The organism is Microbacterium marmarense, from assembly GCF_037204165.1.
Taxonomy (GTDB): Bacteria; Actinomycetota; Actinomycetes; order Actinomycetales; family Microbacteriaceae; genus Microbacterium; species Microbacterium marmarense.
The window spans coordinates 233,058-256,987 of sequence record NZ_JBBDGL010000002.1; the positions used below are offsets into that span (position 1 = coordinate 233,058).

Annotated in this window: 24 protein-coding genes; all 24 read right to left on the reverse strand. The window is 63.2% G+C overall.

Annotated features, from left to right (window positions below; translation table 11 throughout):
* Positions 1–29: 29 nt before the first annotated feature.
* Positions 30–818 (reverse strand): tryptophan synthase subunit alpha, encoded by a 789-nt coding sequence (gene trpA, locus WDU96_RS07510; protein WP_337337881.1) that lies wholly within the window; start codon positions 816–818, stop codon positions 30–32.
* Positions 815–2,023 carry a tryptophan synthase subunit beta gene (gene trpB, locus WDU96_RS07515; RefSeq protein WP_337337882.1) on the reverse strand — a complete coding sequence of 403 codons (1,209 nt, stop codon included), beginning with the start codon at positions 2,021–2,023 and terminating at the stop codon, positions 815–817. The genes trpA and trpB overlap by 4 nt, the downstream gene beginning before the upstream one ends.
* A complete protein-coding gene (gene trpC / locus WDU96_RS07520; RefSeq protein ID WP_337337883.1) occupies positions 2,020–2,796 on the reverse strand; it encodes an indole-3-glycerol phosphate synthase TrpC in 777 nt (258 codons plus the stop codon). The genes trpB and trpC overlap by 4 nt, the downstream gene beginning before the upstream one ends.
* A gap of 1 nt (position 2,797) precedes the next feature.
* Positions 2,798–3,028 (reverse strand): DUF6704 family protein, encoded by a 231-nt coding sequence (locus WDU96_RS07525; protein ID WP_337337884.1) that lies wholly within the window; start codon positions 3,026–3,028, stop codon positions 2,798–2,800.
* Positions 3,029–3,057: 29 nt separating this feature from the next.
* Positions 3,058–3,672: a Trp biosynthesis-associated membrane protein gene (locus tag WDU96_RS07530; protein WP_337337885.1), complete on the reverse strand. Its 615-nt coding sequence runs from the start codon at positions 3,670–3,672 to the stop codon at positions 3,058–3,060.
* Entirely contained in the window at positions 3,669–4,034 is a 366-nt protein-coding gene (hisI, locus tag WDU96_RS07535; protein WP_337337886.1) for a phosphoribosyl-AMP cyclohydrolase, read from the reverse strand. The genes WDU96_RS07530 and hisI overlap by 4 nt, the downstream gene beginning before the upstream one ends.
* Complete coding sequence (gene hisF, locus WDU96_RS07540; RefSeq protein ID WP_337337887.1) at positions 4,031–4,804, reverse strand: imidazole glycerol phosphate synthase subunit HisF; 774 nt, start codon at positions 4,802–4,804, stop codon at positions 4,031–4,033. Before hisF ends, hisI begins: the two co-directional genes overlap by 4 nt.
* A gap of 2 nt (positions 4,805–4,806) precedes the next feature.
* Positions 4,807–5,649: an ATP phosphoribosyltransferase gene (gene hisG / locus WDU96_RS07545; RefSeq protein ID WP_337337888.1), complete on the reverse strand. Its 843-nt coding sequence runs from the start codon at positions 5,647–5,649 to the stop codon at positions 4,807–4,809.
* A gap of 44 nt (positions 5,650–5,693) precedes the next feature.
* Positions 5,694–5,957, reverse strand: coding sequence for a phosphoribosyl-ATP diphosphatase (locus WDU96_RS07550; RefSeq protein ID WP_337337889.1), 264 nt, complete (start codon positions 5,955–5,957; stop codon positions 5,694–5,696).
* Between the two features lie 67 nt (positions 5,958–6,024).
* The gene (gene rpe / locus WDU96_RS07555) at positions 6,025–6,723 is read right to left on the reverse strand and encodes a ribulose-phosphate 3-epimerase (RefSeq protein ID WP_337337890.1); all 699 of its coding nucleotides are present in this window, start codon (positions 6,721–6,723) and stop codon (positions 6,025–6,027) included.
* Positions 6,724–6,748: 25 nt separating this feature from the next.
* Positions 6,749–8,119, reverse strand: coding sequence for an RsmB/NOP family class I SAM-dependent RNA methyltransferase (locus WDU96_RS07560; protein WP_337337891.1), 1,371 nt, complete (start codon positions 8,117–8,119; stop codon positions 6,749–6,751).
* Positions 8,116–9,039 carry a methionyl-tRNA formyltransferase gene (fmt, locus tag WDU96_RS07565; protein ID WP_337337892.1) on the reverse strand — a complete coding sequence of 308 codons (924 nt, stop codon included), beginning with the start codon at positions 9,037–9,039 and terminating at the stop codon, positions 8,116–8,118. The genes WDU96_RS07560 and fmt overlap by 4 nt, the downstream gene beginning before the upstream one ends.
* A gap of 8 nt (positions 9,040–9,047) precedes the next feature.
* The gene (locus WDU96_RS07570; protein WP_337337893.1) at positions 9,048–11,036 is read right to left on the reverse strand and encodes a primosomal protein N' family DNA-binding protein; all 1,989 of its coding nucleotides are present in this window, start codon (positions 11,034–11,036) and stop codon (positions 9,048–9,050) included.
* A gap of 1 nt (position 11,037) precedes the next feature.
* Entirely contained in the window at positions 11,038–12,231 is a 1,194-nt protein-coding gene (gene metK, locus WDU96_RS07575) for a methionine adenosyltransferase (protein WP_337337894.1), read from the reverse strand.
* 84 nt (positions 12,232–12,315) lie between these two features.
* A complete protein-coding gene (gene rpoZ, locus WDU96_RS07580) occupies positions 12,316–12,573 on the reverse strand; it encodes a DNA-directed RNA polymerase subunit omega (protein WP_337337895.1) in 258 nt (85 codons plus the stop codon).
* 111 nt (positions 12,574–12,684) lie between these two features.
* Entirely contained in the window at positions 12,685–13,581 is an 897-nt protein-coding gene (gene gmk / locus WDU96_RS07585; protein ID WP_337337896.1) for a guanylate kinase, read from the reverse strand.
* Positions 13,574–14,425: an orotidine-5'-phosphate decarboxylase gene (gene pyrF / locus WDU96_RS07590; RefSeq protein WP_337337897.1), complete on the reverse strand. Its 852-nt coding sequence runs from the start codon at positions 14,423–14,425 to the stop codon at positions 13,574–13,576. The genes gmk and pyrF overlap by 8 nt, the downstream gene beginning before the upstream one ends.
* Positions 14,422–17,709, reverse strand: coding sequence for a carbamoyl-phosphate synthase large subunit (carB, locus tag WDU96_RS07595; RefSeq protein ID WP_337337898.1), 3,288 nt, complete (start codon positions 17,707–17,709; stop codon positions 14,422–14,424). Before carB ends, pyrF begins: the two co-directional genes overlap by 4 nt.
* Positions 17,709–18,881 carry a glutamine-hydrolyzing carbamoyl-phosphate synthase small subunit gene (carA, locus tag WDU96_RS07600; RefSeq protein WP_337337899.1) on the reverse strand — a complete coding sequence of 391 codons (1,173 nt, stop codon included), beginning with the start codon at positions 18,879–18,881 and terminating at the stop codon, positions 17,709–17,711. Before carA ends, carB begins: the two co-directional genes overlap by 1 nt.
* Positions 18,878–19,387, reverse strand: coding sequence for a PH-like domain-containing protein (locus WDU96_RS07605; protein WP_337337900.1), 510 nt, complete (start codon positions 19,385–19,387; stop codon positions 18,878–18,880). Before WDU96_RS07605 ends, carA begins: the two co-directional genes overlap by 4 nt.
* Positions 19,384–20,694: a dihydroorotase gene (locus WDU96_RS07610; RefSeq protein ID WP_337337901.1), complete on the reverse strand. Its 1,311-nt coding sequence runs from the start codon at positions 20,692–20,694 to the stop codon at positions 19,384–19,386. The genes WDU96_RS07605 and WDU96_RS07610 overlap by 4 nt, the downstream gene beginning before the upstream one ends.
* Positions 20,691–21,689 (reverse strand): aspartate carbamoyltransferase catalytic subunit, encoded by a 999-nt coding sequence (locus tag WDU96_RS07615; RefSeq protein WP_337337902.1) that lies wholly within the window; start codon positions 21,687–21,689, stop codon positions 20,691–20,693. The genes WDU96_RS07610 and WDU96_RS07615 overlap by 4 nt, the downstream gene beginning before the upstream one ends.
* Complete coding sequence (gene pyrR / locus WDU96_RS07620) at positions 21,686–22,222, reverse strand: bifunctional pyr operon transcriptional regulator/uracil phosphoribosyltransferase PyrR (protein ID WP_337337903.1); 537 nt, start codon at positions 22,220–22,222, stop codon at positions 21,686–21,688. The genes WDU96_RS07615 and pyrR overlap by 4 nt, the downstream gene beginning before the upstream one ends.
* 70 nt (positions 22,223–22,292) lie before the next feature.
* Positions 22,293–23,867 carry a Rieske 2Fe-2S domain-containing protein gene (locus WDU96_RS07625; protein WP_337337904.1) on the reverse strand — a complete coding sequence of 525 codons (1,575 nt, stop codon included), beginning with the start codon at positions 23,865–23,867 and terminating at the stop codon, positions 22,293–22,295.
* Positions 23,868–23,930: the final 63 nt, after the last annotated feature.

Sequence of the window (23,930 nt, forward strand, 5' to 3'; positions counted from 1 at the left end):
GTGACGGCGAGAAGCCGACGAGAAGAAGTCTAATTGCGACGTGTGCCAGCGGCGATGGCGCGGGTTGCCTCGGCAAGGCCCGCAAGTCCCCCGTCGCGCAGGGCGCGCACCAAGGCGGTGCCCACAATCGCTCCGTCCGCGTACTCCAGTACACCTGAAACCTGCTCGGCGTTGGAGATGCCGATGCCGACGCAGGCGTTGACCTGGCCGTGTTCACGCATGCGCGCGACGAGCTTGCGCGCAGCCGCGTCGAGTTCCGTGCGCTCCCCCGTGATGCCCATGGTCGATACCGTGTACACGAATCCGGTGGAGTTCGCCAAGATCATCTGGAGCCGCTCATCGCTCGAAGTCGGCGCGGCGAGGAACACGCGATCAAGTCCGGTGCGCTCGCTTGCCGCGATCCAATCGGCCGCCGATTCGGGGGTGATGTCGGGTGTGATCAAGCCCGCGCCACCGGCCGCGGCGAGGTCATCAGCGTAGCGATCAACGCCGTACTGCATCACCGGATTCCAATAGGTCATGACGAGAACTGGAATGCTCACACGCTTGGCGATCTCGCGAACCGCCGTGAACGTATCGCGTAAGCGAAAGCCCGCGGCCAAGGCGTGCTGTGTTGCTTCCTGAATGACGGTGCCGTCCATGACCGGGTCAGAGTACGGCGGGCCGAGCTCGAGAATGTCGACGCCGTTCTCAGCGAGTGTGACGGCCGCATCAATGCTCGTTTGCAGGTCAGGAAAGCCCAGCGGAAGGTAGCCGATGAACGCACCGCGCCCGTCGGCAGCAGCAGCATCGATGGCCGCTGAGACGCGTGAGGTCATGAGCTGGCTCCATCATCGTAGAGGCCGAAATAGCGAGCGGCGGTGTCCATGTCTTTGTCGCCACGGCCAGAGAGGCAGACGGCTAGCACTGCGTCGGGGCCCATTTCGCGGCCCAGCCGCATCGCACCCGCAAGCGCGTGCGCGGACTCGATCGCTGGAATGATTCCCTCGGTCTGAGTAAGCAACCGCAATGCTTGCATCGCCTCGTCGTCGGTGGCAGGAATGTATTCCGCACGCCCGATTGAGGCGAGCCATGAGTGTTCGGGGCCAACGCCCGGGTAATCCAGTCCTGCAGATATCGAGTGCGACTCGGTGGTCTGGCCGTCTTCGTCTTGCAAGACATAGGTCTTGGATCCGTGCAGAACTCCCGGACGTCCGCGCTCGATGGATGCTGCGTGACGTGGGGTGTCTACGCCGTCGCCCGCGGCTTCGACGCCGTAGAGCTTCACATCGGCGTCGTCGAGGAAGGCATCGAACATGCCGATCGCGTTGGAACCACCGCCCACACAGGCGATGACCGCGTCGGGCAGTTTGCCTACCTCAGCGAGCAGCTGTTCGCGTGCTTCTTCTGAGATGACCTTCTGGAAGTCGCGGACCATCGCAGGGAAGGGGTGCGGTCCAGCGGCCGTGCCGAAGATGTAGTTGGTGGTTTCAACGCTCGCTACCCAGTCGCGGTACGCGTCGTTGATTGCGTCCTTCAGCGTGCGGGAGCCTGTTTTGACGGGAATCACCTCGGCTCCGAGCAGACGCATGCGTGCGACGTTCAGCGCCTGGCGTTCGGTGTCGACTTCGCCCATGTAAATCGTGCAGTCAAAGCCGAACAACGCAGCCGCGGTAGCGGTAGCGACGCCGTGCTGCCCGGCGCCCGTTTCGGCGATGACACGGGTCTTGCCGAGACGCTTGGTAAGAAGCGCCTGGCCGAGCACGTTGTTGATCTTGTGCGAGCCGGTGTGGTTCAGATCTTCACGTTTGAGGAACACTCGTGCGCCGCCTGCGTGTTCGGCGAAACGCGGAACTTCGGTGATGATCGACGGCCGGCCTGCATAGGTGAGCAGCAGGCGAGCGAATTCGGCGTGAAAGGCCGGGTCGGCTTTCGCCGAGTCGTATTCAGCAGCGAGCTCGTCAATCGCTGCAATGAGGGATTCAGGCATGAAGCGGCCACCGAAGTCGCCGAAGAACGGGCCTTGGGCGTCGCGCAGACTCATGAACCAGCCTCCAAAAATGCGGTGAGAGTAGTCACCGGGTCGTTTGTCACGAGGGCCTCTCCCACGAGCACAACGTCTGCCCCCGCGGAGCGATAGTGCGCGACGTCGGCGGGTGAGAGCACCGCGGACTCCGCGATCTTGACGGCGTCTGCGGGAATTCGGTCGGCCAGAGATCCGAAAAGATTGGTGTCGAGCTCGAACGTGGAGAGGTTGCGGGCGTTGATACCGATCAATCGGGCGCCGATATCTGCTGCGCGGGCGAGCTCTTCGCCAGAGTGCGTTTCAACGAGGGGCGTCATTCCCAGCTCAAGCGTGAGCGTGTGCAGGCGGGCCAGCAAAACTTGATCGAGCGCAGCGACAATCAACAGCACCAGATCAGCGCCTGATGCCCGTGCTTCGAATACTTGGTATTCGTTGGCGATGAAGTCTTTTCGCAGTACCGGCACGCTGACGCGAGATTTCACAGCTTCGAGGTCGGCGAGACTGCCCTTGAATCGGCGACCTTCGGTGAGAACCGAAATCGCGGAGGCGCCTCCCAGCTCATACCGGCTCGCTTGAAATGCCGGATCGGGAATGGTCGCCAAGTCTCCGCGCGATGGGCTCGCGCGCTTGACTTCAGCGATGATCTTCACCCGATCAGCGGGTTCGAGCGCTTTGAGCGCATCGAGCGCGGGTTTCTGTGCGAGCGCGGCTGCCTCAACGACAGCCAAGGGGCGTTCCGAAGCTCGCGCTTCGGAGTCTGCAACCGCGCCGGCCGTGAGGTCGGCGAGCACCTCAGTGGGCTTTCGGCGAGTACTTGGGCCCGGAGGCGCCGTACCCGGCTTTGGCCATGATCCAGCCGACGATGAGGCCGATGACGAGAAGTCCCGCCGATGCCCACACCAATGCGGGCATGTCAAAGAAGAAGAAAAGTGTGCCGAGAGCGACGGCGACCAACATGATTACGACTGCGGTCCAAGCCGCCGGCGAGTGTCCGTGGCCGGGGTCGTCGATGGGGTTGCTCATTGATGTCCTCCGAGGTAGCGCGGGCTTGGTCAGTCTAGCGGTCGAGCGGTGGGATCGTCGCCACGAGACAGGTCATCCCACGAGTCGATCGCATCGTGCGGTCGTGAACTATCTGCGCCAGCGGTGGCCGCAGGAGCGCTCTGGTCGGTGCGAAAGCGACGCGACGAGCCTGACCATGTTCGAGCCGTGGCGAGCGTGAAGATGCCGACAGCCACCAGCAGCCCGCCGGCGACCATCGTCATCGCTGGCCATGCGGTTGGCGTGATTGACGAGACGAGGGCAGAGACAGCGCTTTGACCGCTGATTCCGGTTGCGACCGACACCGTGGCAACGACCGCTGAGGTCGGCTGTTCGAATGCGATGGCAGCGGAAAGCCAGCCGACTATGGCCCCGATGATGACGGTGAGTACGCCGAAGGCGTAACGCAGTATCGTGCCGACGATGGTGAGAGCCAGACCGAGCGCGAGCACGGCAAGGCTGAGCGGAGCAAGCACCACCACGGCGTCGGCGCCTGAGACCGCAAGATCATCACTGCCGCCGTCTACCAGAGTTACGTGCAGCCAGGTCTGTGTGGACGAGATCACCGCCATTGCTCCACACAGCACGATCGCGCTGACAGCGATCAGGCGAGCGCGCTGGATCACGCGGGGGGCTCCGCCGCCGCGAAAGGCTCAAGGTCGACCGCGTCGAAGCACGTGCGAGTGCCGGTGTGGCACGCCGCGCCGACCTGTTCTACGGTCACCAGAATCGTGTCGCCGTCGCAGTCGAGTCGTGCACCACGCACATACTGAGCGTGTCCAGAGGTGTCGCCCTTGCGCCAGTACTCGTTGCGCGAGCGCGACCAGAACGTCACTCGTCCTTCGATCAGAGTGCGGCGCAGCGCTTCAGCATCCATCCAGCCCATCATGAGCACCTCGAGGGTGTCCCACTGCTGAATGATGGCAGCAACAAGTCCCGCATCGTTGAACGTGACGCGGGCGATTCGTTCGTCAATCGATCGGTTCATGCGTGTACTTCTCTCACGGCGATTCCATCAGCCATCATGACTTCTTTGACATCTGCAACCGTGAGCTGGCCGGAGTGAAAGACAGATGCTGCCAACACTGCATCGGCGCCAGAAGCGATCGCCGGCGCAAAGTGTGAGGCATCGCCAGCGCCGCCCGAAGCGATCACCGGCACCGCTGAGATCTCACGCATCAGTCGCACCAGTTCGAGATCAAAACCTTCTTTGGTGCCGTCGGCGTCGATCGAGTTGACCAACAACTCGCCCGCACCGCGGTCGATCGCTTCACGCGCCCATGCAAGAGCGTCGAGCGTGGTTTCGGTGCGCCCGCCATGGGTGGTGACGACGAAACCAGACGGGGTAGCGCCAGAGCGCTTTACGTCGAGCGAGAGCACGAGAACCTGCGCTCCGAATCGGTCAGCGATGTCATCGATAAGCTCGGGCCGCGCGATCGCTGCAGAGTTCACACCAATCTTGTCGGCGCCGACGCCGAGCAGCCGTGCGACATCTTCTGCGGAGCGAACGCCACCGCCGACTGTGAGCGGAATGAACACTTGCTCAGCCGTTCGTCGCACGACGTCGTACGTCGTCGAGCGCGCGTCGACCGTGGCCGTCACGTCGAGAAAGGTGATTTCATCTGCGCCCTGCTCGAAGTAGGCCTGGGCGAGCTCGACCGGATCGCCCATGTCGCGAAGGTTCTGAAAGTTGACGCCCTTCACCACGCGACCGGCAGCGACATCAAGGCACGGGATGACCCGGCAGACCAGGCTCATCACTAAAGCCTGGCGTTGTGGATGGCGGTGACGAGAATTGCGCGTGCACCGATCGCATAGAGGGAGTCCATGACGCGGTTCACGTCTTTGCGGGGGCTCATGACGCGTACCGCAACCCATTCGGGGTCGCGCAGCGGTGAGATAGTGGGCGACTCGATGCCAGGAGCAAGTGCTACGGCCTCATCGACAAGGTTCGCGGGCAGGTCGTAGTCGATCAGCACGTAGCGTCGCGCAACCATCACCCCGCGCAGTCGGCGCAACAGCGTTTCGGCGCCCTCAGCTTCGGTGGGCCCGGCGATGAGCACCGCCTCGGATTCCAGAATGACTGGACCGAAGATCTCAAGACCCGCCTGGCGCAGCGTGGTGCCGGTGGAAACGACGTCGGCGACCGCATCGGCGACACCCAACTGCACGGCAGACTCGACGGCACCATCGAGCGGCACCAGGTCTACTGCGACCCCGTGAGCGTCGAGGAAGCCATCGACCAAACCAGGGTAGGCGGTGGCAACACGTAGGCCTTCGAGATCTTTGATATCGGCGTAGACGCCGGGGCGGCCAGCGAATCGGAAAGTCGAGCCCCCGAAGCCCAGCTGCTCCACTTCTTGCGCACCCGGCATTCGGGCGTCGAGCAGCAGATCGCGACCCGTGATCCCAACGTCGAGCGCGCCGGAGCCAACATAGGTGGCGATATCTTTCGGGCGCAGGTAGAAGAACTCGACATCGTTCACCGGATCGATGACGTGCAGATCTTTCGGATCACGACGACCGGTGTAGCCGGCCTCGTTGAGCATTTCGGTTGCGGTCTCGGCGAGCGAGCCCTTGTTCGGCACAGCAATTCGCAGCATGGGAGCGTGGCTTTCTTGAGTCGAGGTGGGTGAGCGGGGTGAACTCACAGATGTCGGTAGACATCCTCCAGAGAAAGGCCCTTCGCGAGCATCATGACCTGCAGGTGATACAGCAGCTGCGAAATCTCTTCTGCTGCAGCATCCGTCGACTCGTACTCGGCAGCCATCCACACTTCGGCTGCTTCTTCGACGATCTTCTTGCCGATCGCGTGGACACCGGCATCCAGCTCCGCGACGGTTCCCGACCCCTCAGGGCGCTCAGCGGCTTTCGCGGCGAGCTCGGCATACAGAGTGTCGAACGTCTTCACAGTCCTAGGGTATCGAACCGAGAGGATGCTTCGGACGCTGTGACAGATTGGGTCGCGCTTGGGCCGGTCAATATGTGTGACGGTGGCGCGTTGCGATGTTGCGCAGATTCACGATCGCGGTGTCAGGATCGTCGGATCCAAACACCGCGGAACCCGCCACAAAGGTGTCGGCGCCTGCTTCGGCAGCTTCGGCGATGGTCGACTCGCCAATGCCGCCGTCTACCTGCAACCAGACCGCGCTCCCCCGTCGCTTCGCATGCTCCGCGAGTGAGCGAAGCTTCGGCATGGTCTCTGGCATGAATGACTGACCGCCGAAGCCGGGTTCTACGGTCATCACGAGAATCTGATCGAACTCATCGAGCACGTCAAAGAGGTTGTCGACGGGTGTTCCTGGCTTGACTGCCACGCCCGCGCGCGCCCCAATTGAGCGAAGCCGCCGTGCGAGCGCTACCGGCTCGGCAGCCGCTTCCAAATGGAATGTGACCGAAGCAGCACCGATCTCGGCGTACTCGGGCGCCCAGCGCTCGGGGTCATCGATCATGAGATGAACATCGAGCGGAACCGGGCTGGTCTGTTGGATTCTCCCCACCATCTGCGGTCCGAATGTCAGGTTTGGAACGAAATGGTTGTCCATGACGTCAACGTGAGCGAAGTCAGCGCCCGAGATGCGCGCGAGTTCGGACTCCATGTTCACGAAATCGGCCGCGAGAATGCTCGGGTTTATGCGAATGCCGTCGACGCGGCCTGTCTCATCGAGTGGGGGCACGGCTCCATTATGGCGTTCGCAGCGCTCAGGCGCGCTGAAGCAACGAGATCGACATCGCGTCAGTGTTGTGGCGGTGCGGCCACAACTGCGCACGAGCCGTGCCGTCTGACTGCGTCAGAAGCTCAGGGTCACTCGTCGAGAGCCTCGTGATGACATCGCGAGCCGACAGCTCGATGATGGCGTCACCCCACTCGCGCTGCACTTCGGCGACCACGCCCGCGGTTTCTGCCAAATGGGGCGAGCAGGTGATGTACGCCACCACGCCCCCGGGACGCAAAGCGCTCACTGCCGTCGAGAGCAGCTCGGTTTGGAGCGCGGTGAGCTCTGGCACGTCGCCCGGTGACTTTCGCCAACGCGCCTCGGGGCGGCGTCGCAGTGCCCCGAGCCCGGTGCAGGGCGCGTCAACGAGGATTCGGTCATAGGTATCGGCGGAGTTCGAGGCCAAGGCGCGCCCGTCTTCTTCAAAGACGGTGACCTCGAGCGGCACGCCCGCGATCGCCTGACGTACGAGCCCCGCACGCGCTGGTGAGATTTCGTTCGCATCGAGCGCAGCACCGAAATTGAGCGCCTCGGCAGCGAGCATCGCAGTCTTGCCGCCCGGTCCCGCACACAGGTCAAGCCAGCGTTCGCCTTCGCGCACGGGCAATGCACGCGTGAGCGCGAGCGCCGCCAGCTGGGAGCCCTCGTCTTGCACGCGCACGCGACCGTCGGCAGCGCGAATGACCGATTCGGGGTCTCCCCCGCCGAGGCGGAACCCGAACGGCGAAAAGGGGGTGTGTCGGGCATCTTCTGGAAGGTGCGCGAGCCCGGGCAACGCTGCCATTGTCACGCGCGGGGCGGAGTTGTCGGCGGCGAGGAGCGCTTCAAGCTCATCGGCCCTGCCCTCGGCCGCCAGCGCCCGGCGGAAGGCACGCACAATCCAGACCGGGTGAGAGAACAGCAATCCAAGTCGTTCGTCGTCAGAGCGCGCGCTGTCACTCACCCGCGTCATCCAGTCACCAGGATTGTCTCGTGACACCCGGCGCAGCACAGCGTTGGCGAACCCCGCGGCGCCGCGGCCGCCCGCGGATCGGGCGAGTTCGACGGACTCATTCACCGCGGCGTGCGAGGCGACACGCGTGGATTGCAGCTGATGCACTCCGAGTCGCAGGGCGTCCAAGACGGCAGGATCGATATCGGCGATGCTGCGATCAGCCGCAATCGAAATCACAGCGTCATAGGTGCCTTGACGTCGCAGCGTGCCATACGTCAGCTCAGTAGCGAGGGCCGCGTCAGCGGTCGAGAGGCCAGCACGCTCGATCGACTTCGGCAGGAGCAGGTTCGCGTAGGCGTCGGACTCATTGACGGCGCGCAGCACATCAAAGGCAACCTGGCGAGCAGGGGCAACTTTGCTCATGATCCGGCGACCACCGTCTCGCTTCGAAGGCCGCGGAACCAGTCAGCGGCCCGCATTGGGCCCTTGCCTGCAGGCTGCACGATATCGACCTGGATGGGAGCGGTTGCCGTTCCGATGATGACCTCTTTGTGGTGAAGGGCGACCTGCCCTGGCGGAAGGGAAGGGGCGCCGGCCGGTGCGGTGCGGGCCTCGAGCACTTTCACGCGCGCGCCATTGATGGTGGTGTGCGCGCCCGGTGCGGGCGTGACCCCGCGGAATCTGCCGAGAACGCGGTCGCTCGACTGCGCCCAGGTCAACTGACCGTCGATGTCTTCCAGCTTCGACGCATACGACGGTTCTCCGGTTTGGGGCTGAGCCGTCGCGGTGCCGCCGTCAATCTCATCGACGACGCGGGCCAACAATGTTGCCCCACTGACGGCGAGATCTTCGAGGAGCTCCCCCGCCGTCGAATCTGGCTTGATCTCGTGCACGATCTCGTCATACACATCGCCAGCATCCAAACCAGCAACCAGCTGAAACACGCTCGCTCCCGTGACGGGATCGCCCGCGATGAGAGCATGTTGCACCGGCGCCGCACCGCGCCACTTCGGCAGCAGCGAGAAGTGGAGGTTGATCCAGCCGTATCGCGGCATCGACAGCAGTGGTTCGCGAACCAAGCCGCCGTACGCCACGATCACGCCCAGATCGGGTGCGAGCGCTTCCACCTGCGCAGTCGTGGCTGCGTCGAGTCTGTCGGCTCGAATCACATCGATCTCGAGCTCCTCGGCTCGGCGGGCCACAGGCGATGGTGTGAGCACGCGCTTGCGGCCTACGGGAGCATCGCGGCGAGTGATCGCAGCGAGCACCTCGTGGTGGCTCGCGGCGAGCAACTCGAGAGACGGTACGGCCGGTTCCGGTGTGCCGGCGAAGACGAGGCGCATGGGGCTCCTCACAGTTCTAGGTCGGGTACGTCAACCCGCACTCTGAGTGTATTGCCGGGACGGGTCGGACGCCCCTTCGGGGGCTTACGAGATTTCATGGCTTGAGAAACGACTGAGGCACGAAGGCTCTCGGTGACTTTCGCTCCAGATGCGTAGTCGAAGCGAACGAGTGCACGGACCGTCTGGTCGTGCGGGAGGGGACCCAGTATCGCCAACTCATCGAGGGTGGGAACTGCTTCACGTAGAGCTGCGATTGCCGCGTCGACGGCGCGTCGGTCACCCTCAAGTGCGGCAACGCGCACGACGGGAGGCATTCGCAGCGGCGCGCGCTCGTTGAGTTCATTGCGTGCGTAGGCAGGCTGCGTCCAGGTTGCCAACGCGCGAGCGACAGGCCCGGCTACGCCGACAAGATGGACGGGCGCACCTGGCGCGGCAAGGGCGGCGGCGTTGGACCACCAGCGCAGGCAAGACTCTGCGATGCGGAGGTCATCGGCGAGCAACATCTTGTCACCGTCGAGCAGGATCACCGCTCCGTATCCACCGGCCGCAATCGGTTCTGCACCGCGAGTCGCTACGACTAGTGCAGGTCTCGAATCGACATGGGTCACCAGGTGTTCGCCATCCGACACGATCACGCGCACGCCGGGGAAAGCGCGGCCCAGATCATCGGCCGTGCGCTCACTCCCCGACGACGCCATGCGGAAGCGCGTTGACGTGCAATCCGGGCACGTCCAAGACATGGCAGATCGGCCGCACCACGAACACGCTGGTACTGCTCCCTGCCGAGCCGCGTGCAATGGGCCGCTGCAGTGCGGGCAGCGCGCTGGGTGCCGGCACTCGGCGCAGACAAGCACCGGTGCATAGCCGGGGCGTGAAACCTGCACGAGCACTGGTTTGTCGCTCAGCGCCTGCCTTGCGGCGGCGAACGCGGCCGAAGGCACACGTGCGCCTCTCGATTCGCCCTCGCGAGTGGCACTGAGCACGACTTTCGGTGTGATGCGTTTCGCTGGGGCGATCTCGCGCACCCAACCGACCGCGATCAGCCGTTCCACGTCGGTCGTGCGAGTGTGACCAGCGAACATCAGCGCGCCTGATTCGATCTCTTGTCGAAGCAAAGCGGCGTCGCGTGCGTGCACGCCGGGGCTCAACGGTTCTGACAACAGCGAGTCGCCGTCGTCCCACAGCGCGATCAGGCCCAGCGAGCTCACCGGCGAGTACACACTGCTGCGGTTGCCGAGGACTATGCAGGGCGCATCTGCGAGAGTGCGCAGAAACGCGCCGTATCTTGCCGGTGAAGACTGCGCGGCGTCGTGGCGAACGAGTGCGTATTCGGGCACTCTGCCCGCAAGGGCTGCCTCGATCTGGGCGCGGTCGCGATGATCCGGCACCACGATGACAGCGCTCTTTCCCCGAGCGAGAGTGTGGATCGCAGCCGCCGCGAGCAATGCGGCCCAGCCCCCCACGTCTTCGCCATCGTGCGCGCCGCCAACCAGCCGACTAAGGCGAGGCGGGGCGTCGATCGCCATGCGCTCGCCGTCTTGGATCGCAGAGCCGAGGCGGGGAAACGGCGCCATGACATCTGCAGCCCAGCCGAGTGAGGCGCTGTCAACCGTCGGCAGAGTCGGCACGTCTGAAGCGAGCCATGCGCGTTCGGCACGCACCATTCGTTTGGGGATCGCGAGGCGAAGGATGTCGCTGGCTGATCCTGCGGCGCGGTCGGCCGCTCGCCTGGCCAGAGCGTAGAGCTCGGGGGTGAGCACCGGGATTGGCGACACCACGCAGTCGAGTTCTGAGAGCGGACGGTCTGAGTCGTCAGTGTCGCCGTGCTCGACGATGTAGCCATCGACCACACGCCCTGCCGAGCGCAAGGGCACCTTCACGCGCACGCCCGGACGGGCATCCTCAAGAAATTCGCGCGGAATCTCGTAATCGAACAGCCGATCGAGCTGCGGCAGTGGCGAATCGATCAGCACGCGCGCGACGGACCGCGCGGTCACCTCAGAGCCCGGCGGCCGAGCGCAACTCGTCTACTCGATCGGTACGCTCCCACGTGAAGTCAGGCAACTCGCGACCGAAATGACCGTATGCCGCAGTCTGCGCGTAGATGGGACGCAACAGGTCGAGGCGATCGATGATTGCTTTGGGGCGAAGATCGAAGACATCGAGGATCGCGCGGGTGATCGCTTCATCCTGCACATGTCCGCTGCCGAATGTCTCTACGTACATGCCTACGGGAGCTGCGCGCCCGATGGCATACGCGACCTGCACCTCTAGTCGGTCGGCGAGACCTGCCGCCACAGCGTTCTTAGCCACCCAGCGCATGGCGTAGGCGGCCGATCGATCGACTTTGGACGGGTCCTTGCCGCTGAACGCCCCGCCGCCGTGACGCGCTGCGCCGCCGTACGTGTCAATGATGATCTTGCGGCCGGTCAGGCCAGCATCGCCCTTCGGTCCACCGATCACGAACGGACCGGCGGGATTGATCACGTACTCAACGTTCGAAAGGTCAAGGCCGGTTGCTTCAAGCACCGGGTTGATCACTTCGACCTGCAGTGCTGCGCGCAATGCCGCCATGGAGATATCCGGATGGTGCTGGGTGGAAAGCACCACGGTTTCGACCGTGCGCGGAGTCGCTCCGTCGTACCCGAGCGTTACCTGGGTCTTGCCGTCAGGGCGCAGAAACGGCAATGCTCCATTGCGCCGCGCCTCAGTCAGGCCCTCCGCGATGCGGTGCGCCGCCCAGATCGCCGTCGGCATCAACTGCGGCGTCTCGTTTGTGGCGTAGCCGAACATGATGCCCTGATCGCCGGCGCCGAGTGCGTCAATCGGATCAGCAGAGCCGCCTTCCCGGTGTTCGAGAGCAGAATCCACACCCGCGGCGATATCACTGGACTGTTCACCGATCGACACCGTGACCCCGCAGGAGTCGCCGTCGAAGCCAGTCTCGCTGGAGGTATAGCCGATGCGATTGACCACCTGGCGCACGATGCCCGGAATATCCACATATCCGTCGGTGCGAACCTCGCCAGCGACGTGCACGAGTCCCGTCGTGACGAGCGTCTCGACGGCGACACGACTGTTGGGATCTGCGGCAATGAGCGCATCAAGAATCGAGTCCGAGATCTGGTCACAGATCTTGTCGGGGTGTCCCTCGGTGACAGACTCAGAGGTGAACAGACGCAATTCGGTCATTGGTGCTCCAGATAGAAGGCGGCGGACACCAGTATGCCCCTGAGGTCGGACAAATCCGACCTCAGGGGCATCTGAAGGTAATAACTATTCGACGGGCCGCAGGCGCAGCTTGTCTTCGTGAATCTCGTGCATCGCGATCGTCAACGGCTTGTCTTCGACAGTTGAGTCGACGAGCGGGCCGACGTTGTCGAAGAGGTTTCCCTCGTGAAGATCCGAGTAGTAGTCGTTGATCTGCCGCGCACGCTTGGACGCGTAGATGACCAACTGGTACTTCGAGTCGACCTTCTGAAGAAGGCTGTCGATGGGGGGTTCAATGATGCCCCCGTGGTTCGTTCCTGCCATGGCGAAACCTCCTGGATCGGATGACGGTGGAAAAGTCTTTGATGCCTCGAAGGATCAAGGCATCGGTACAGTCTACCTGAGAGTCGCGGAGGGTCGCCTACCGGCGCACCACTAGCGTGCGAGCGCGGCGATCTCGGTTGCTGCGCGCGCCACGTCGTCGTTTACGACGCGATAGTCGAACTCCGATTGCGCTGCCAATTCGACGCGCGCAGTGCGCAGGCGTCGTGCGCGCTCTGCATCGTCTTCGGTGCCGCGGCCGACGAGGCGCTGAACAAGCTCGTTCCAGCTGGGGGGCAGCAGAAAGACAAGAGCGGCTGAGGGGTCAGCTGCCCTCACCTGGCGAGCGCCCTGCAGGTCGATCTCGAGCAACACCGTTCGATTCTCGGCGAGAACTCGGTCGATCGGAGCGCGCGGCGTGCCATAGCGGTGCGAGTTGTGCACTGTGGCGTACTCGAGCAGCTCCCCCGCGGAAATCATACGATCGAACTCAGCATCGGACACGAAGTAGTAGTGCTCTCCCTCTACTTCGCCCTTGCGCGGGCTGCGTGTGGTTGCCGACACCGAGAGATAGATCTCGGGGTGACTCTTTTTGATCTCGGCAGCCACGGTTCCCTTGCCGACGGCGGTAGGGCCCGCCAGCACGAGCAGTCGGCTGCGATCCGACCGAGGCGAAGCTTCAGGCCAGCGGCTGTCGAGAAAGTCTGAAAGCACATCGCGCTGACGTGATCCGAGTCCTCCGATTCGCTTGACCGGCGAGATGCCGAGATCTTGCAGGATGCGATCCCTCTTGCCTTCGCCGATAGCCGGAATACTGGTGAGGAACTCGGTGACGCGCATCGCGCCGGCCGGTGTCTCGGGCGCTGCCCATGCCCGGCGCAAGAGTTCTTGCGGCGAGATGACACGCATGGTGACGTCTTTCTTGAGGGCAGCTCGTTCACGACGGGCGGCGACGGCACGGCGAGATGCCGCTACACGGTCGACTTCTGGTGGTGTGCGGGAATCAGGCACTGGGGAACTCCTGGAGTAGCGCGCGACGCTTGTCGATCGCCATCGCTACGCCTGCGGGGCCAGCCTGAAGAATGCCTCGGCTTTCGCTCACCAGTACTGCTGGAGAGTGAACGCCGAATAATGCCTCAAGGTCGGTGAGCTCGGCACCTTGGTGGCCGAACCCAGGAGCAAGGATGGGTGCGATCGGTTCGATCTTTTCGGGTAGATCAAACGCGTTCCAGTCGACGGTAGCACCGATAACGACACCGATACTCGCCCATTCCTTATCTTGTGTATGAGTGCTGTTAAAAACTGAGATTTGGCCGATGACAGCGGAAGAAACCGTCCGAGATTCGGGATCGGCAGTGCGTGCCGTCTGCAAACTGGGGGCATCTGGATTGCTCGTCGCAGCGAGCACGAAAAGACCCTTGCCGTGCTCATGAGAAAGCGCCATCGCCCCATCGAGCGCCCCCACCCCAAGATAAGGGTTCACGGTGAGCGCGTCAGCTTCGAGGGGCGAGCCGGGAAGCAGCCACGCTGCGGCATATGCGTCCATGGTCGTGCCGATATCGCCACGTTTAGCATCGGCGATCACCAGAAGGCCGGCGGCGCGGGCCGCAGCCAGAACATCCTCGAGGGCAGCGAAGCCCGCAGAGCCGAACCGTTCGAAGAACGACACCTGGGGCTTCACGACGGCGACTCGGCCGGCCGCGGCGTCAACCACCCGCAGACCGAACTCGCGCACCCCGGCCGGTGTCGCATCCAGATTCCAATCGGCGAGCAAATGCTCATGCGGGTCTATACCCACGCAGAGCTGCCCATAGCGCGTCACCGCGCTATGCAGTCGCTCGCCGAAGCTCGTCATGCGCGAGCCGCGCGATCTTGGGCGTACTCCTGAAGACTGCGCACGCGGAACCCCTCGCCCATCACACTCATCGCACTCACGGCGGCGCCGAGCGTTGAGATCGTCGTGAACAGCGCCTTATCTGCGGCGACCGCCGCCGCGCGAATCTCGTAGCCGTCAGCACGGGCAGACATGCCGCTGGGTGTGTTCACGATGATGTCGACTTCGCCCGCGTTGATCAAGTCGACGATGTTTGTCTCGTCGCTGCCCTGCGTCGCGCTGTATTTGTTGACGAGCGTCACGATCACTCCGTTGCGAGCCAAGATCTCGGCGGTGCCCTCAGTGGCAAGCAGACGGAATCCGAGCTGCTGCAAACGGTGCGCGGGCAGAATAACGGCTCGCTTGTCGCTGTCGGCAACAGAGATGAATACGGTGCCCGACAGCGGAATGCCACCGTAGGCCGCAGCTTGACTCTTTGCGAACGCGGTCGGGAAGTCGCGGTCGATGCCCATCACTTCGCCGGTCGAGCGCATCTCGGGTCCGAGCACTGAGTCGACCGTCTGACCGTCTTTTGTGCGGAAGCGCTTGAACGGAAGAACTGCTTCTTTCACTGATACCGGTGCGTCCAGCGGCACCCGGGAGCCGTCTATCGCGGGCAGCAGACCCTCTTCGCGCAGCGTGGCGATCGAAGCGCCCACCATGACTCGGCTCGCCGCCTTCGCAAGCGGAATGCCCAGTGCCTTCGATACGAAGGGCACGGTGCGGCTGGCACGGGGGTTCGCCTCGATGACGTAGAGCACTCCAGCGCTGATCGCGAACTGCACGTTGAGCAGACCACGCACGCCCACGCCCTTCGCGATGGCAAGGGTAGCGTCGCGCACGCGATCGATTTCGGAGCGTCCCAGCGATACCGGCGGCAGCGTGCACGCGGAGTCACCGGAGTGGATCCCGGCCTCTTCGAGGTGCTCCATAACTCCCCCGATGTAGAGCTCTTCGCCGTCATACAGCGCGTCCACATCGATCTCGATGGCGTCGTCGAGGAAGCGATCGACGAGCAGCGGCGTTCCGGCACCGACGATCACTTCGCCTTCGGTGCGCACGAAGTAGTCGCGCAGGCTCGCGGTGTCGTAGACGATCTCCATGCCTCGACCGCCCAGCACGAAGCTCGGGCGCACGAGCACCGGGTAGCCGATTTCTTCCGCGATGGCGACAGACTCCGCGACGTTGATCGCTGTGCCGTGTCGGGGTGCTATCAGTCCGGCAGCGTCGAGCAGCTGCGAGAACAATTCGCGCTCTTCTGCGAGATCGATCGCTTCGGGGCTGGTACCGAGAATCGTGTAGCCGGCGTCTTCGATGCCCTTGGCAAGCCCCAGCGGAGTCTGGCCGCCGAGTTGGCAGATGACGCCAAGAATCTCGCCGGACTGCGCCTCTGCGTGCAGAACTTCCAGCACGTCTTCCAGCGTGAGCGGTTCGAAATACAGTCGATCACTGGTGTCGTAGTCGGTTGATACCGTCTCGGGGTTGCAGTTGACCATGATGGTCTCGTACCCCGCATCAGACAGCGCGAACGAGGCATGCACGCACGAGTAGTCGAACTCGACACCCTGTCCGATTCGGTTGGGACCCGAGCCGATGATCACGACCTTCGTGCGCTCCGACGGCGTGACCTCTGTCTCGAAGTCATAGCTCGAATAGTGATAGGGCGTGAGCGCGGGAAACTCCCCGGCGCACGTGTCCACCGTCTTGTAGACCGGGCGCAATCCAACCTCGTGACGAAGAGATCGCACAGCGGTCTCTTCGATACTGCGCAGCTGCGCGATCTGCACGTCGCTGAAGCCGTGATCCTTCGCGAGGCGCAAGGTCGCAGCATCCAATTCATCAGCAGCGTGCACGAAATCAGCGACCTCGTTGATCAGCACCATCTGGTCAATGAACCACGGATCGATCTTTGTGGCGTCGAAAGCCTGCTCAGGCGTTGCACCCTTGCGCAGCGCCTGCTGCAAGACCACGATGCGACCGTCGGTCGGGGTCTTTGCGATCTCAAGCAGCTCCTGAGTTGAACGTGGTTCCTCGCCCCAGTGAAAACTCGAGCCGCGCTTCTCGAGAGAACGCAGCGCCTTCTGCAGCGCCGTTGTGTAGTTGCGGCCGATCGCCATCGCCTCGCCCACAGACTTCATGGTGGTCGTCAGCGTGGTGTCGGCGGCCGGGAACTTCTCGAAGTTGAAACGCGGCACCTTGACCACTACGTAGTCGAGCGTTGGCTCGAAGCTCGCGGGCGTGACCTTGGTGATGTCGTTGGGAATCTCATCGAGGCGGTAGCCGATGGCCAGTTTCGCCGCGATCTTTGCGATCGGAAAGCCGGTTGCTTTCGACGCCAGCGCCGACGAACGCGAGACACGGGGATTCATCTCGATCACGATGATGCGTCCGTTGTCTGGATCGATGGCGAACTGGATGTTGCAGCCACCCGTGTCGACACCGACCGCACGGATGATATCGATGCCGATGTCGCGCAGCTTCTGGTACTCACGGTCAGTGAGGGTGAGCGCGGGGGCGACGGTAATGGAATCGCCCGTGTGGACGCCGACGGGATCGACGTTCTCGATCGAACAGACGACAACGGTGTTGTCAGCTGTGTCACGCATCAGCTCGAGTTCGTACTCTTTCCACCCCAGAATCGACTCTTCGAGGAGCACCTCGGTGGTGGGCGAGTCGCGCAACCCGGCACCAGCGATGCGGCGCAGATCGGCTTCGTCGTAGGCGAACCCCGATCCGAGGCCACCCATTGTGAACGAGGGGCGTACGACCAGAGGGTAGCCGAGCTCTTCTGCCGCGCTCAGGCAGTCGTCCATGGTGTGTGCGATTCGGGATGCTGCGACATCGGCGCCTGCGTCGAGCACCAGCTGCTTGAAGATCTGGCGGTCTTCGCCCTTGTTGATTGCTTCGAAGTTCGCACCGATGAGCTCGATGTCGTACTTCTCCAGGATCCCGTGGTTGTGAAGATCGATAGCCGCGTTCAAAGCGGTCTGACCGCCGAGCGTCGGCAGGATCGCATCGGGCTTCTCTTTAGCGATGATCGTTTCGATGACCTGCCAGTTGATCGGCTCGATGTAGGTGGCATCGGCGAAATCAGGGTCGGTCATGATCGTCGCTGGGTTCGAGTTGACGAGGATGACGCGCACGCCTTCTTCGCGCAGGACGCGACATGCCTGCGTTCCTGAATAGTCGAACTCGCACGCCTGGCCGATGACGATCGGGCCAGACCCGATGACCAGGACGCTCTTGATATCTTCGCGCTTCGGCATTACTCGGAGTCCTTCACAGAGTCAGTGCTCGAGCCGGTTTCTGCACGCACCATGTCGGCGAACCGGTCGAAAAGGTAATTGGCGTCGTGGGGGCCCGCGGCCGCCTCTGGGTGGTACTGCACCGAGAAGGCAGGAAGATCGAGGGCGCGAAGACCCTCTACGACGTTGTCGTTCAATCCGACGTGGCTCACTTCGACGCGGCCGTAGCCGTTGGGGCTGTCGAACGTGCCGTCGATCGGCGCGTCGACCGCGAAGCCATGGTTGTGCGAGGTGATCTCCACTCGTCCCGTCGACTTGTCGACCACGGGCTGGTTGATACCACGGTGGCCGAAGGGCAGCTTGTATGTGCCGAGGCCCAGGGCGCGGCCCAGCAACTGGTTTCCGAAGCAGATGCCGAAGAACGGCAGTCGCTGGTCGAGAACTGCGCGAAGCAGCGCAACGTGATCGCCAGACGCCGCGGGATCGCCTGGCCCGTTCGAGTAGAAGACCGCGACCGGGTCGATTGCACGAATGTCCTCGATAGTGGCGTCCTGAGGAAGTACGTGCACGTCGAAGCCTCTAGCGGCGAGGTTGAGGATCGTGGCCTGCTTGACGCCGAGATCGAGCACGGCGAGGTTTCCGATGCGGGTGCCCACCGCAGCGGTCACCTGAGCGGTGCCCACAGAAACGGATGCCGAGAGGTTCTGGCCGGCCATCTGCGGCGCATCTTGAACCAGCCGCAACTGCTCGGCGGGATCGAGCGACGCTGCTGCGCCCGAGAAGATGCCACCACGCATGCTGCCGGCTGAGCGGATGTTGCGCGTCACCGCGCGGGTGTCGATTCCGCTGATTCCGATGACCTCATCCGCAACGAGAGCCTCGTCGAGGGTTTCGTCTGCGCGCCAGTTCGACACGATCCGAGACGGGTCGCGAACGATGTAGCCAGCTACCCAGATGCGGCGTGACTCAGGGTCCTCGGCGTTCATGCCGGTGTTGCCGATATGCGGCGCGGTCTGCAACACGATCTGGCCGGCATACGAGGGGTCGGTGAGCGTCTCTTGATAGCCGGTCATGCCGGTCGAGAACACCACTTCGCCGAGCGTGGTTCCGCGCGCGCCGTAGGCATGACCCGAATGGCGGCTGCCATCTTCGAGCACCAGGACGGCGGGGTCGGTCGTGAACTGAGAGGTCATGCGTCGGTTCCGATCTGAGACGGGGTGAGGGTGCCACGGATAGCATCGGCGACGGCGTGCGCCGATGCATCTTGTGGGCGAATGTAGCTGTCAACGGCGGTGGCGTCTGCGGTCAGCCATGTCAGACGCACCAAGCCGTCGCGTTCAACGACGCGATCGATGGTGACGGTGGCTTGCGCGACGTCACGGATGATGTCGCGCGCGAAGAACACGCGCGGTTTGCCGGTGAGGTCGAGCGCCACGCCAGCCGTGGTCACGGTGACATCGGCGCGTGAGCGAAAGTCGAGACCGGCGATTGCGAGGCGCTCGAGTGGCTCGCCGTGGCGAGTGGTCGCCACGTACAACGTTCTGAAGCTGGCAACGGCCGTGGCGTCGTTCGGCATTTCGCCGACAGGCGCGGCGATTCCCGAATCGCGCCGAGTGCGCCGCATCCAGGCCCAGACGAGCACGCCGATGAGCACCAGCGCGAATGCGACGGTGATCGCGAGAGCGCCTTCGCGGGTCATGAGCGCACTCCCGGCTGGTCGAGCAGCGCACCGTCGGCAACGGTGGGTGTTCCCTGGTGCAGCGTCCAGCGCACCTCGCCTGGCAGCTCGCGACCGAGATACGGCGAGTTGATGCTGCGGCCCCGCAGGTCGTCGGTGGTGAACGTGCGCACTGGCGCAGGATCGTAGAAAGTAAGCGAAGCCGCGTGGCCGACGGTCAAAGGGGTGCCGTGCCCCGCGAGCCGGCCGATGCGCGCGGGCTCGCGCGACATCACCCGAGCGATGTCGCCCCAGGTCAGCATCCCCGAGTCAACCATCGAGAGTTGCACCACCCGCAGTGCGCTTTCGAGCCCGACCATGCCGTTTGCGGCGGCGTGCCATTCGCACGATTTGGCTTCGGCCGGGTGCGGAGCGTGATCGGTGGCGACGATGTCGATCGTGCCGTCAGCCAAGCCCTCGCGCACCGCGAACACATCTTCGTCACGGCGCAGTGGCGGGTTCACTTTGAAGTGCGGGTCATATCCGCGCGCGAGTTCGTCGGTGAGCAGCAGGTGATGGGGTGTCACTTCGGCGGTGACATTGACGCCACGCTTCTTCGCCCAGCGGATGATCTCCACCGAGCCGGCCGTTGAGAGGTGACACACGTGCAACCGCGAACCGACATGCTCGGCGAGCAGCACGTCGCGTGCGATGATCGACTCTTCGGCCACGGCCGGCCATCCAGCCAGCCCCAGCTCAGCTGATACCGAACCCTCGTTGAGCTGCGCACCTTCGGTGAGGCGCGGGTCTTGAGCGTGCTGAGCGATCACGCCGTCGAAGGCTTTCACATACTCAAGAGCGCGGCGCATGATGAGCGGGTCCCACACGCAGAACCCATCGTCACTGAAGACACGTACTTGCGCGCGGGAGTCTGCCATGGCGCCGAGTTCGGCGAGGCGCTCCCCCTTCTGTCCGACAGTCACGGCGCCGATTGGCTGCACCGTGACGAAGCCAGCAGCTTCGCCGAGAGCGAGCTCCTGCTCGACGACGCCCGCGGTGTCGGCAACCGGCGAGGTGTTCGGCATCGCGAAGACGGCCGTGTAGCCACCTGCGGCAGCCGCGCGGGATCCGGTCAGGATTGTTTCGGATGCCTCGAAGCCGGGCTCACGAAGGTGGGTGTGCAGGTCGACGAGTCCTGGCAGCGCCACAAGGCCGTCGACATCGATCTCGGTCGCGCCAGCGCGGCTCAAACCGGTGCCGACTTCGGTGATCTGTCCGTTTTCGACGAGCAGATCGGCCGTGCTGGCACCCTCTAGCGTCGCGCCGCGAAACAGGAAGACTTCGCTCATCGTGCGTACTCCTTGTCGTTCTTAGGCACACCGTTCGGGGCGGTGTTGGCTTCGTGCTCTGAACCTGACAGCAACAGGTAGAGCACAGCCATGCGCACAGACACCCCGTGTGTCACCTGCTCCAACACTGTGGAGCGGGCGGAATCGGCTGCCGCGGCAGAGATCTCGAGCCCCCGGTTCATGGGTCCGGGATGCATCACAATGCTATCGCTCCCCAGCGCCTCGAGTCTGAGTGGGTCAAGACCCCAGCGGCGGGAATACTCCCGTTCAGTGGGAAAATATGCCGCATTCATGCGCTCAAGCTGGATGCGAAGCATCATGAGAGCGTCAGGGCGCCGCTCGATTGCCTCATCGAGGTTGTAGAGAATAGTCGCAGGCCACAGCGACACGTCTTGCGGAACAAGAGTCGGCGGCGCCACCAGCGTCACCTCGGCCCCCAACGTAGCGAGCAGCCAGACGTTCGAACGTGCGACGCGCGAGTGCAGCACGTCGCCGACGATCGTGACACGCATGCCATCCAGATCGCGTCCGCGGCTGTCGGCGCCGAAGCGACGTTTGCGCATGGTGAAGGCGTCAAGAAGGGCCTGGGTGGGATGCTCGTGCGTTCCATCGCCCGCATTCACCACACCGGCAGTGATCCAGCCGCTCGAGGCGAGAGTGCGCGGAGCGCCAGAAGCCCCGTGCCGGATGACGACGGCATCTGCCCCCATCGCTTGGAGGGTCTGGGCGGTGTCTTGCAGCGATTCGCCTTTGGAGACGCTTGAGCCCTTCGCCGAGAAGTTGATCACGTCGGCACTCAACCGTTTGGCTGCCGCCTCGAACGAAATGCGGGTGCGGGTGGAGTCTTCGAAGAACAGGTTGACCACGGTCTTGCCGCGCAGGGTGGGGAGCTTTCTCACCTCGCGCAACTGCGTGTCAGCCATGTCTTCGGCCACATCGAGAATCTGAATCGCGTCGGCTCGCGAAAGCGTTTGCGTATCGAGCAGGTGCCTCATGATTCGATCGTCACCTCGTCTTTGCCGTCGGTTTCAGTCAACCGCACGTTGACACGCTCATCCCGCGCACTGGGGAGGTTCTTGCCTACGAAGTCTGGGCGGATGGGCAACTCGCGGTGACCTCTGTCGATCAGTGTTGCCAGACGCACGGCAGAGGGTCGGCCAATGTCTTGCAGAGCGTCGAGCGCGGCGCGAATGCTGCGCCCCGAGAAGAGCACGTCGTCGATGAGCACAACCGTCTTGCCGTTGATTCCGCCATCGGGAATCGAGGTCGGCCGTGGTGCTCGGGTCGGATTCTTGTGCAGGTCATCACGGTACATCGTCACGTCGAGAGCGCCGGTCTCGACAGCAACACCGCTGAAGGTCTCGATCAGCTGGGCGATGCGCGTGGCGAGCGTGACGCCTCGGGTGGGGATGCCGAGCAGAACAAGGTTGTCGGCCCCGCGATTGGACTCCAGAATCTCGTGAGAGATCCGAGTCAAGGCTCGGGCGATATCGGCGTCCTGCAGCACGATTCTCTCGTGTGCGCTCATACCGCTCCCTTCTCCGCCTCACGGGACGGTGTTAAAGGTTGCTTGATGACTACTATCTTAGCGCGTGACGCTAAGCGACTGGGTGCGCAGCTTCGCGGTTGAGTTGGTCTTCAGCCTGTGATGCCCGAATCGGGTGTCCTTGGGTGCTCAGACACTTACCTGAGGCGAGATCCCATTTCCAGTCGTGCAGACTGCACGTGAGCACACCATCTTCGATCTTCGCGGTCTTCGACAGGTCAGCGCGCAGGTGGGGGCATCGCCGCTGCACCACCCACTCTTCGAGCTGGATGTCTTCTGACACGTCAGACTGCTCGGCGTACCAGTTCTCAACATATTCAATGCGATCGCGTGAAAGACACTTGAAGAACGTGTAAATGAACTCGTTGAACTTGCCGATGCGACCAGCGCCGAACTGCATCGAAAGGAAGATGGAGTTCGACCAGTCGATCTCGTGATCACGAATGTTCGTCGAAACGAGATCGGCGGGGATCGTGAACCAGTAGTTCGTCTCTTCCCCCGCGAATTCACGCACCTTCGCTTTCGGGAAGTCGACCACAAGGTCAAGTTCGCCGATGGTCATGCGCACCGCGCCGCCGACGCCGTTGCGGAAGATGCGTCCACGACGCAGCAGGGGCTCCCACCAAGACTTGAGCTCGGCAAGCATCTCGTCCGGAGCGAGCACCGGCGCGCGGGAAGCAACTTCTGCAGCGATCTCGTCTTGGCGCGAATCGCGCTGTTCGGCAAGATACGCCCACTTGTCGTCGAAGATTCGGTCGATCTCAGCATCGGTGTAGAGCGTCTGCGTGACCGAGATCTCGCCGTGGTTGAGCTCCACCGCCGTGCCTGGCACGAACTCGTACCCGTTCTGCTCGGGCCGCAGCTGTTTCATGTGCGCGAGAAACTGGCGTTGATCGGTGAAGATCGAATCGTCTTCGAGGCCGAATCCGTTGTAGCGGAACAGTTCTTCGCGCAAGAACATGGGCGGTCCGGCCATAGGGAAGACGTGCGCCGCGTCGACTTTCTCGATGTAGTACATGGCTCGTTTGTTCTGAGCGTCGCGCTTGAGCCGTGCGAAGTTCTGCTTGGCGTCTTGTGGCAGGTCATAGACCATCGGCCACCAGATAGCCCCCGAGACTTGAGTGAAGTACGCCTCTGGCTTGCTGAAGCGAAGCAGCGTCTCGAGATCGAGCGGGTGGGAGTCGTTTTGGTTCAGGATGCTGGCTGTGCCGTCGTCGACGCTCAACGACGAGTCTCCGATCGGGCCATCGCTCGGTGCGCGCAATGGCGTGACCATGATCTTCAGCTCGCCGAAGGTCAGCGGCTCCCCCGCCTGGGTGTGGATGATGTTGTTGTATCCCAGTCGGCGCAGATCGTTCTCGAGGTCATCGGTTGGGTAATCAGGCAACAGCACCTTGATGCTCTTTGGAACGTGTTTCTGCATCAGCGCAGGATCGAAGTGATCACGGTGACGGTGAGAGATGTACAGAAAGTCAGCGTTGCCGAAATGAGCCCAGTCGAGCGCGCGGTTGTCGGGAAAAGGGAACCACGATCCGAAGAATGTTGGTCCGACGACGGGATCGCACAGGATGCTTCCTCCGGCCGTCTCGATGAACATTCCGGCGTGGCCGAGGCCCGTGATGCGCATGAAATCCTCCTGATTGGAACAGCCCCAATTCTACGTGGCGTGATCGCGCACCAGCGCAGCGGC

Excerpts from the sequence above, each read along its gene's own strand:
- WDU96_RS07610 (WP_337337901.1), bottom strand. The coding sequence starts at position 20,694 with ATGAGCGAAGTCTTCCTGTTTCGCGGCGCGACGCTAGAGGGTGCCAGC.
- trpB (WP_337337882.1), bottom strand. The coding sequence starts at position 2,023 with ATGAGTCTGCGCGACGCCCAAGGCCCGTTCTTCGGCGACTTCGGTGGC.
- fmt (WP_337337892.1), bottom strand. The coding sequence starts at position 9,039 with ATGCGCCTCGTCTTCGCCGGCACACCGGAACCGGCCGTACCGTCTCTC.
- WDU96_RS07525 (WP_337337884.1), bottom strand. The coding sequence starts at position 3,028 with ATGAGCAACCCCATCGACGACCCCGGCCACGGACACTCGCCGGCGGCT.
- WDU96_RS07605 (WP_337337900.1), bottom strand. The coding sequence starts at position 19,387 with ATGACCCGCGAAGGCGCTCTCGCGATCACCGTCGCATTCGCGCTGGTG.
- pyrF (WP_337337897.1), bottom strand. The coding sequence starts at position 14,425 with ATGACGAGCTTCGGCGAGCGACTGCATAGCGCGGTGACGCGCTATGGG.
- rpoZ (WP_337337895.1), bottom strand. The coding sequence starts at position 12,573 with ATGGCAGGAACGAACCACGGGGGCATCATTGAACCCCCCATCGACAGC.
- hisI (WP_337337886.1), bottom strand. The coding sequence starts at position 4,034 with ATGAACCGATCGATTGACGAACGAATCGCCCGCGTCACGTTCAACGAT.
- WDU96_RS07625 (WP_337337904.1), bottom strand. The coding sequence starts at position 23,867 with ATGCGCATCACGGGCCTCGGCCACGCCGGAATGTTCATCGAGACGGCC.
- pyrR (WP_337337903.1), bottom strand. The coding sequence starts at position 22,222 with ATGAGCGCACACGAGAGAATCGTGCTGCAGGACGCCGATATCGCCCGA.
- carB (WP_337337898.1), bottom strand. The coding sequence starts at position 17,709 with ATGCCGAAGCGCGAAGATATCAAGAGCGTCCTGGTCATCGGGTCTGGC.
- metK (WP_337337894.1), bottom strand. The coding sequence starts at position 12,231 with ATGACCGAATTGCGTCTGTTCACCTCTGAGTCTGTCACCGAGGGACAC.
- carA (WP_337337899.1), bottom strand. The coding sequence starts at position 18,881 with ATGACCTCTCAGTTCACGACCGACCCCGCCGTCCTGGTGCTCGAAGAT.
- WDU96_RS07615 (WP_337337902.1), bottom strand. The coding sequence starts at position 21,689 with ATGAGGCACCTGCTCGATACGCAAACGCTTTCGCGAGCCGACGCGATT.
- hisF (WP_337337887.1), bottom strand. The coding sequence starts at position 4,804 with ATGAGCCTGGTCTGCCGGGTCATCCCGTGCCTTGATGTCGCTGCCGGT.
- WDU96_RS07560 (WP_337337891.1), bottom strand. The coding sequence starts at position 8,119 with ATGAGCAAAGTTGCCCCTGCTCGCCAGGTTGCCTTTGATGTGCTGCGC.
- hisG (WP_337337888.1), bottom strand. The coding sequence starts at position 5,649 with ATGCTGCGAATTGCTGTGCCGAACAAGGGCTCGCTCGCCGAGACCGCA.
- trpA (WP_337337881.1), bottom strand. The coding sequence starts at position 818 with ATGACCTCACGCGTCTCAGCGGCCATCGATGCTGCTGCTGCCGACGGG.